General features: G+C 38.0%; 6 protein-coding genes and 1 pseudogene. 2 read left to right on the forward strand and 5 right to left on the reverse strand.

All coding sequences use genetic code 11. From position 1 onward, the window contains the following. Positions 1 to 52 precede the first annotated feature (52 nt). Positions 53 to 1,162 carry a hypothetical protein gene (locus tag MHN81_RS19460; RefSeq protein WP_023397489.1) on the reverse strand — a complete coding sequence of 370 codons (1,110 nt, stop codon included), beginning with the start codon at positions 1,160 to 1,162 and terminating at the stop codon, positions 53 to 55. A 450-nt stretch (positions 1,163 to 1,612) separates the two neighbouring features. Further along, positions 1,613 to 1,792 (reverse strand): annotated as a pseudogene (locus MHN81_RS19465) (transposase); the annotation flags it as partial. A 257-nt stretch (positions 1,793 to 2,049) separates the two neighbouring features. On the opposite strand from MHN81_RS19465, the gene MHN81_RS19470 reads away from it, so the two are divergent. Further along, on the forward strand, positions 2,050 to 2,373 hold the full coding sequence (locus MHN81_RS19470) for a hypothetical protein (protein ID WP_239426474.1): 324 nt from the start codon (positions 2,050 to 2,052) through the stop codon (positions 2,371 to 2,373). Between the two features lie 77 nt (positions 2,374 to 2,450). On the opposite strand, the gene MHN81_RS19475 is transcribed toward MHN81_RS19470, so the two are convergent. Further along, positions 2,451 to 3,077, reverse strand: coding sequence for a hypothetical protein (locus MHN81_RS19475; protein WP_239426475.1), 627 nt, complete (start codon positions 3,075 to 3,077; stop codon positions 2,451 to 2,453). A gap of 548 nt (positions 3,078 to 3,625) precedes the next feature. On the opposite strand from MHN81_RS19475, the gene MHN81_RS19480 reads away from it, so the two are divergent. Further along, positions 3,626 to 5,575 (forward strand): fibrinogen-like YCDxxxxGGGW domain-containing protein, encoded by a 1,950-nt coding sequence (locus MHN81_RS19480; RefSeq protein WP_239426476.1) that lies wholly within the window; start codon positions 3,626 to 3,628, stop codon positions 5,573 to 5,575. Between the two features lie 199 nt (positions 5,576 to 5,774). Here MHN81_RS19480 and MHN81_RS19485 read toward each other — a convergent pair whose 3' ends face one another. Next, complete coding sequence (locus MHN81_RS19485) at positions 5,775 to 6,161, reverse strand: RHS repeat domain-containing protein (RefSeq protein ID WP_023397480.1); 387 nt, start codon at positions 6,159 to 6,161, stop codon at positions 5,775 to 5,777. Positions 6,162 to 6,179: 18 nt separating this feature from the next. Continuing rightward, positions 6,180 to 6,632, reverse strand: coding sequence for a hypothetical protein (locus MHN81_RS19490; protein ID WP_023397479.1), 453 nt, complete (start codon positions 6,630 to 6,632; stop codon positions 6,180 to 6,182). Between the last annotated feature and the right edge of the window lie 394 nt (positions 6,633 to 7,026).

Genomic DNA, 7,026 nt, shown 5'->3' on the forward strand with positions numbered 1-7,026 from the left:
GTACATTAAGCAATAAATTCCCACCCATTCGGGTGGGAATTTGAAGTGGGGTCTAGTTGTTATAAGAGGAACCAACCTGATAACCTACTCCCCAGATTGGAAACCCATCCACCTCCCATGAAAACTCAGCCCCAACCATCGCTTTAATTTCATTAGTCGAAGCATCCCAAGCGCCCATGAGCATTCTCAAATGGCCAGAATTTTCTGTTGTTTGGTAACAAGACTTATTTGGACCTTCATAGATAAACCCTGAATGCTGATAAATAATAGCGGGAATGGATGCTGAATTTATCGCAAACGTTGTTTGAGCATGTGTTGTTCTGTCTGACAAGGCTGAAATTGTTATACCATGGACATTTTGTTGAGATGGAATAACCCTTCTGTCAACTTTAAACCGCTCATTAAAGAAGGTATTTGAGTATTTCTCGAGTGATATATTGGATAATAGTGGATTTTCAGGGCTATCTATCCATTGATTTTCCAGTAACTTCTGATTGCCATAACCTTTAGCATCATTTAACCACCAATGACCTGTGTAAGCATAATCAAAAGTATTTTTCTGAATTATGTTATTGTCGGTATCTCGTTCTTCTGACATGGATAACTTAGGCATATAAACGAGATCTGATCCATAGGCAAAACCTTTTAATTTTTTGTAGCCAGTGGTTGCCTCCCACCTTTCTGTATTTGCACCAGAATTCTGACGTTCCCAAGTCATCGTAACTCCGTCAACTTTGAAACTGAGTACTCCATCACTATAGGTGTAATCAATCTCTATTGGTGCTTTCAGAGTGCTTGAGTAATTAGGAACTCTAAATCTGCCTGGATCAGTGCATATCTCTCCATTAACTTCCATTATTTTATTATTCTCATGGTCGTAGTTTGGGTGAGTATAATTCCTAAGAGGCCATGATTCAGATTTACCATAATTCGGGTGACTTTCAGAAAGCGGTTGCTTATATTTGGGGGAAAATTTGTAATATTGTATTAGTGCTTTTTGACCTGATTTGAAATATAGATAGCCAACTTTTAGATCATTCTCTTGAGTTGTTTGCCCAGCGAAAGAAAAAACCATAAACCTTTGTGGGAAACTCTCTGCCTTTACTGCTAAAGGGATTGAGGAAAGAGCAACGAGCCCAGCAATTAAAGATTTTTTAAACAAAATTTATCTCCATTTTCATTATTAGATTTATCTTACGAAAACCTGAACGGCAATTTGACGTTGTCGCTCAAGCTGTAACTTAACCTCCAAAAAATATATCTGCCTGTTTTAGGCTAGGTATCACAATGTTGATTTATACCAACTTTTAGAAGTCCCCCATTTATACCACAAATTGACTAGGGTTATTTTTAAAACGAAAACAAACGATTCAACTTTACAATATTTGCTGTATTACGAAATAAATTTGTTCAAAGCTGCACATATCGGAAGATTTCAGGCTAGGCTAACCGCATAACTTTTAATTAGTTACGGTTTGAGTAAGATGCAGTGACAGTACTTGCTATCGACCAAGTTAACTTGCCTTTTCCTTGTATTTTCAATAAAGAAAGCCGTCCATGCTTTAACAGTCATTAAAGCATGGACGGCTTCTTAAATCATTTCCAAATTGAATTAGGTGTCTTCGATTTGCATTTTGGTACTTAAACTAGCACCAGATTGCAGAGCTTCAAATTTAGATTTCCAGTTATAAAGTAATTTATCTCTGATATCTAAAGACGCTGCTGCCTTTGATACGGTGTAACCTTTCTCAATTACCAATGCCACAGCGACTTGTTTAAACTCTGCCGTGTAACTTCTATTTTTTCATTGTGTCACTTCACACTTCAGTAGTTGGATTATATTCAACTAAAAGCACCTTGCGTTATTAAAACAGCTCTGTTCTGTGCCACTTGAAAAAATAGGTTGGTCGCTACATGTGGTTATAATTAGGTAATAATATAAAAATTACTTTTGTCACTTTTTTAGCTTTATTTTTTAGTTATTCTGGCATAGACACTTCAGAATCAGAGACACCCTCTAACCCATATATTTTATTATTAAGGAATAATATGAAGAAATTACTTTTGTCACTTATTTTAGTTTCTGGCTTTAGTTATGCTGACATGAATACTCCAGGTACAACAAGTTATTCTGTGCCTACAAACTTACATATTTTTAATAGCAAAGGTGACACATTTGTAAATTTACCAGCGATTGGATGTTCTACCTCAGTTTACTATTTGAGTCCATCTCACACTAAATATGATGCAATTTTCTCAATTTTACTCGCTGCACAGACAGCAAAGAAAAAGGTTAAGGTTAGGTTTGACAAATGTGTAAATAGCAAAACAAACCCATTCGGCAATATAACAGGTATTTACCTTAAAGATTAAGAAGACATTCTTTTTATCTCGACCTAAGAAGAAAAGCAATTTTACGATGACATATATGGACACTCCATTTATGTCATTTATACTTTAAGTTCTAAAAAGAAATTATAATTCCCGCACCCCTCCTTGTCGCGAGGGGATATTAAGCTCTCTTCCAATAATTTAATTATAAAACTGCACCTATCAAAAGTAACATTAATAGTATTGTTGTCTATCCATTTATATGTAGCATCGTGTGTTAAGCCCTCTCCTTCCACAGTAACATTAAATAGTACCTTTGTCAGAAATAGTTCCTTAGACAGCAAAGAATAAACCTCAAGGGTAAACACATCTTCCTTTTTATCTATTACTCTAGTTCCTACTTGCAACAAACCATCTGCCGACATTACCACCCCTACTGGGTGCACAAACCATTGACCTAAGTTGTTTAACTTTATTCTGTAATCACCAGAATCTCGGCTTTCAAGTATATAGCTTGTTTCACTCTCCCGACTGATCTTCCAATAAAGTTGGTAAGTAACCGGTAAAGGCACATTTGATTGCTTGCCATTGTGCTCTATAACAACATGCAAATCACCACTAACATCGTTGCAAAGTATCGGTAGGCCTTCCTCTATTTTATCTAAACAGCTTTTCCCCTGATTTAACCAAGTTAAAAGCAAAAACGAGATTGCCACCCCAATAGCATAAATAGCTTTTTTCTTCATAACACTTTCCTATTTCTTCAGCCTCAGATCCATTTTATTCACTTTTGATAAGTCCAATTGAAAAAAGGAGACATCGGAATTAGAACTTTTAAAATTTTGTGATGATACCCATTTATACCATAATTCGACCCAAGCTTGATTCCAAGACAAAAAAAACGATTCAACAACCCCATATTTACTTTTTTGCGAAAGAAACTTGCCCAAACTTGCGTTTATAGAAGGATTTCAGATAGGGCTAACCGCATAACTTTTAATTAGTTATGGTTTGATTAAAATGCAGTGACAGTACTTGGTTTCGTTCAAGTCAATTTGCCTCTATTTGCTATAAAAAAAGCCATCCATACTTTAATGTTCAGTAAAGCATAGACGGCTTATTACACTATTCCCCAGTTGAATTGGGCGTCATCTTTATTACTTTTTATATGAATATATTTATTCATATAAAACAACCTGTTAAGTTATTATTTCCTATTCAAAAAAACTTCTTTATTCGATACTATTCGCACTGGAAAATAGAAAATATCTTAAGACAAAAAATAAGGATGACTATGTTTAAACTTCTTGGTATTTGCTCTTTGGCTTTTGCCTCAGCCGCTAGTGCTCAACCATTCACCCTCATCGAAGACGTCAAAATAACAGACCAAAAAATTACTATACCGGTCAATGGATTTAACGATCCGGTTGTATTTGCTTCCATACCTACTCTGAATGATCCGCAAGCGGGTGTTGTATCAATTTCAAACGTGACCGATTCAAGCTTTGATGTTCAATTTAAAGAGTGGCCGTATTTAGATGGCCTACATGGTGAAGAGCGTGTTGCCTTTTTAGTTGCGGAAAAAGGACGCCACCAGCTTCAAGATGGGAGTTTTTGGGAAATTGGTGAATTCACCATGACTGGCGGTTCCACTCATCAATTTTTTAACGAAAGCTTTGCCCATACACCGCATATTTTACTCAGTGGTCAAACACAAAATGACCCCGATGCCTATTCATTACGTGTTTCAAGCGCATCAGCGCTAACCTTCGGTGTTGCACTCGATGAGCAAGAGGCGGGAAACAATCATGCTGAAGAGTCGATTGGCTACCTTGCCGTTTATAGTCCTACCAATGCAGGGATCACACACAATAATGAAGCTTATGAGTTGACGCACCAAGCCATTAACCAAGAAGGGTTTCAAACCGTCAATGGAAAGCTGCTCGTACAAGAGGAGCAATCACGTGACACCGAAACCGACCATCTACTTGAAATTATAAATATCCTAACTGTTAAGAATAAGCTGTTTGCTCAGGATATTACTCACTATGGCAAAGATACGATGGCCCTTCGTCTAGATACTGGTAGTCAATTTGCCATTGACCCTGGAGAAGCAACTGGGCAATATGGCAACATTGCATTGCTAGGCAGCAATGGGCTAACTGAGGCCTCTTACACCGCTAGTAACTCTTATTCAAAAGATAGCCCTTCAGGCGCATTTGATGGCTTTAACAACGGTCAACAAGTAAACATTGACGCTCAAAAACGCATCAGGCGTGGGATATGGGTCTCTACAATCGAGCAAGAACACTGGCTACAAGTCGCGTTTGAGCGTAATGCGTATATCACTTCTTTTAGAGTTATGCTTTATGAAGGAGCTAAAACTATGGGACCAAAAGAAGTTACCCTGCAAGTTTCGCAAGACAATGTGCACTTTAGAGACCACGAGACGTTCACAATCCCAATGGGCCTTAACCAACTTATTACTTTAACAGAGCCTGCTATCGGGAAGAATATCAGACTAAAAATTCACTCTACACATAATAGTGCGAGCTCCATGCGTGTCATAGGCGAATTAGAGTATTATGGCGGCTTTGTAACACATGATACCGTCATAGAACCTGAAGACCCAACACCGATTGAAGGCACCACATGCGCTTCAATAAAACAGCAAACACCAAATGCAACCACCGGGATTTATCAGATAGACCCAGATGGAAATGGCGGTGAGCCTGCATTCTATGCCCATTGTGAAATGACACTTAATGGGGGGGGCTGGACACTGGTAGCAAACCACTCGGATGGGCTAAATGAACTGGTTGTGACTTCACCGGTAACGGAAGCGACTAGCGGCGTATTACCAGCAGCACAATGGCAGAATATTCAAAAGCAGATGACTTCAGGTATGATGTTTGTAGATGAGTACAATCAGGTTTCACAAATCAGTAAAGCTAAATTAACCAACGCTAACTGTGTTTCCTTGCAACAAAATGCCGATTTAAGCCAGCCCAAAGTCCCCTATGATACGGCTGTACTTTGGCAACATGAAGGAACTGGATGTAGCCTATCCGGTCTTGATTACTCATTTATCAGTTTAAGTACAAAGCCAACAAGCCGCGGTGATGGTTACACGCGCAATGGCGCTTCGCTCTATCAGCATAATGTTAAGTTTGACCTCTGGCCATATAACAACGGCGTATACAGTGGTGCGGAACAAAACTCTTTACTGTACTACGTTAAATAAGCATTGGGCCGACTCGCTAATGGAGTCGGCCTTCTATTTCTGTATCAATAGACGATGAGTAACATTCCGCAAACTTCAAAACAGAAACAAATCACACAAACATGTTGGATTAGCTTTTATTTGCTTCTGGCGTTGCTTAAATTTGAGCTTTCGAAGGATTTTAGACATGAGTAACCCAATAACTCTTAGTTAGTTATGGTTAAAAGTTAAGAAAAAATAGGACAGGCACATTTCTTTCTTTTCTTTTTTTGCGACCAAACTCATCGTAAATGTAACCTTTTGACCAGTCACTAGTATATTCGTACGCTAAACGATGCTTTTTATCTGTGTCATACACCCAAGTCGCAACACGTGCGCCGTTAACATTATGAGATGTTTTGCGGCCAAAACCATCGTAGCCAAAAGCTTGTACATTACCATTAGCATCTGTTTGTTTTATCAAATCCCCAAATGCATTGTAGTCATAGGTCCACGTACCACTGTCTAAGTCGGTTTGGCTTACCTTCAAGCCATTAAGTAAGTTATAGCTGTTTTCAATCAGCAAATTGGAATGGGTGTCATCTATTTTTCTCTGAATGGATGTCACCTCAACTTTTTTGTGTGTCTATTTACTTAATAATCTAGCGCTCTTCAAATTACATTCTGAACTCATAATCACCGGCTTCTGTATATCAAGTTCAACATTGACTTTTTCCCAATTCTTACTTTTTGCTACCTGGTTAACATTTAAGGGCCCATCTACTGTGTGGTCTAAAGTGTTTATAAAATAATATTCACACTCTCCTTTTCCGACCACTTTCAGAACGTCGTTTATAACCTGGGATATAAGAGGTTTCCTTGAAGCATATATTACATTGTCCACTAATAAAAATTGAGATAAAGAAGCTAAAATTATAACGCCTTTGCTTCTCTCCTCCCCCTCGTAGATAATAAAGTTTTGTTCTCCACCCGCAAATGCAAAATAATATTCTGCTGCAATTTCAACGGTACCATCTTTTACGCCCGGACCACAGCCTGACAAAAAAAACGCTATTAAAATGATAATTGTATATCTCATTCTTTCCCTATTTAGTTACTATATACTTTGGTGAGCCTGAATAATGAATTGTAAAATCTAATCCAGATCTTGTCCCCGCAATTGAAGCCAAATAAAACCCACCATAAGTTAAAGTGTTTCCAACTCCGTATTGTATCCAAGTACGATACTGCGATCTCAAATTGAGCGTAAAATCATAAGTCCCACTTGATATTTGTATAGAGCCATCAGACTTCATTGCGAACATTAACATGACACCCAATCCTATTTATACCACAACTACATCCCTGCTAGTTTCAAATCACAAATAAACCTCCCCAAATTCAAGTTCCAAGTGCACCACTCATATTTTCAAGTGAAAAGGCTTCTTTCGGCGTCTGATAATCTAAACTTTTTCTGGGCCGGCTATTAATTT

It is taken from the genome of Pseudoalteromonas sp. Of7M-16 (assembly GCF_022347805.1).
Classification (GTDB): Bacteria; Pseudomonadota; Gammaproteobacteria; order Enterobacterales; family Alteromonadaceae; genus Pseudoalteromonas; species Pseudoalteromonas luteoviolacea_F.